Source organism: Paenibacillus sp. p3-SID1389 (assembly GCF_025151705.1).
Classification (GTDB): Bacteria; Bacillota; Bacilli; order Paenibacillales; family Paenibacillaceae; genus Fontibacillus; species Fontibacillus phoenicis.
Genome location: NZ_JALXVO010000119.1, coordinates 1 through 1319, shown reverse-complemented (window position 1 = coordinate 1319; position 1319 = coordinate 1). Strand labels below are relative to the sequence as shown.

1 protein-coding gene is annotated in these 1319 nt (G+C 54.0%); it reads right to left on the bottom strand.

Annotation, left to right across the window (positions count from 1 at the left end):
- Positions 1–74: 74 nt before the first annotated feature.
- The coding region (locus tag M3G15_RS21320) for a transposase family protein (RefSeq protein WP_260072017.1) at positions 75–1319 on the bottom strand (1245 nt) is incomplete at its 5' end.

The following is a 1319-nucleotide window of genomic DNA, read 5'->3' as shown; positions in this document are numbered from 1 at the left end:
CGTGTCAACTCATATAAAAATGTTACCGAAGGATAATGGTTCACTCACGTAATTTTGTTACCCAGTGGAGGCTGTTACATAGCCTCCACTGGGCGCGTAGCGGAGGCAGGCGTCACGGGTTGGGAAAGCAGCGCTTCCAACTGATTGTGTAATGCAAGCGGATCTTGGGAAGTCTGATACGCCTGTAACCGTTGGGTTTGTTCTGGTCGTAGCACGCCCAATTCGATTAACCGGGCAACGGGTGTTTTGGCCGTGTCGAATGTTTTCTTTACACGAGCCCCGCGACGCTCCTTGCCGATCAGCTTGCGAGTGGGCAAGCAGCAATTGAAGTACCGATCATGCAGAGCATAGATGGAGTTGAGCCACTCCACCTGTTCCGTGCGGTCATAGCGTTCGTAGCCGACCAGCTGGCGGACGAGGAAGCCGTTTTTTTGCTCCACGTGAGCATTGTCGTTTTTGCGATAAGGGCGGCTGCGCGTGAAACGAATGTTGTTCGAAGCGCAGAAGGTTTTCAAATGGGCGTTTAAAAACTCTTGGCCGTTGTCACTGTGGATCCCCCAAGGCTGCATGGGCCACTCCGCGATGATGTGCTTGAGCTCACGAAGCACGGCAAGTTGGGATTTGCCGAGCAGCGCGCGTCTGCGGGTGTAGCCGGAGACCACGTCGGTCACAGTCAGCGTATAGGCGAAGTGGCCGAGCGACGATCCGCCGTTGTGTTCGACCAAATCGATTTCCAGCGCGCCCGGACGCGTTTCATCCCAATCGTAGGCGATCATGGGCACTTGTGAACGGAGTTCGGCGAGCGGCTTTCGCTTGTTGACAGCTGGTCTGGCTTTTGGACAACGAAGTGTGGATAACCTGCGCGCCAATGTCGGGCGGCTGATCTTTTGCAACTGCGATATGATAAGGTCGGTAAGGTGCAGGTGACCGTGCCGGGCAAGGCTCTGGGCTGTATCGAGCAGAACAGGATGCAGTCGCTCGGCACAAGGATAATCCAGGGCTTCCCAAACGCGCTCAATGACGGGCATCGCCTCCTGGTAAGCTAATGGCCGATTACGTTTCGATTTCGCTGGTGTCAGCGCAGGAGGGTTCGTGAGAGCGCGGATAGCATGCTTCCGATGGCAACCCAGCACCTTCACGGCGTTGTCAAGGATTGCAGATTTCTCATTTCGCGATTTCGCTCTCATGTATTGATCAGCCAAGGTACGGATTACTTCACGTCGTGTTTTCATGCTCAGTTTCAAAACACATCCCTTCGGTAACATTTCGATGTGAGTGAACCGATGCCTCTTTAGTAACATTTTAACTGAGTGATCGCG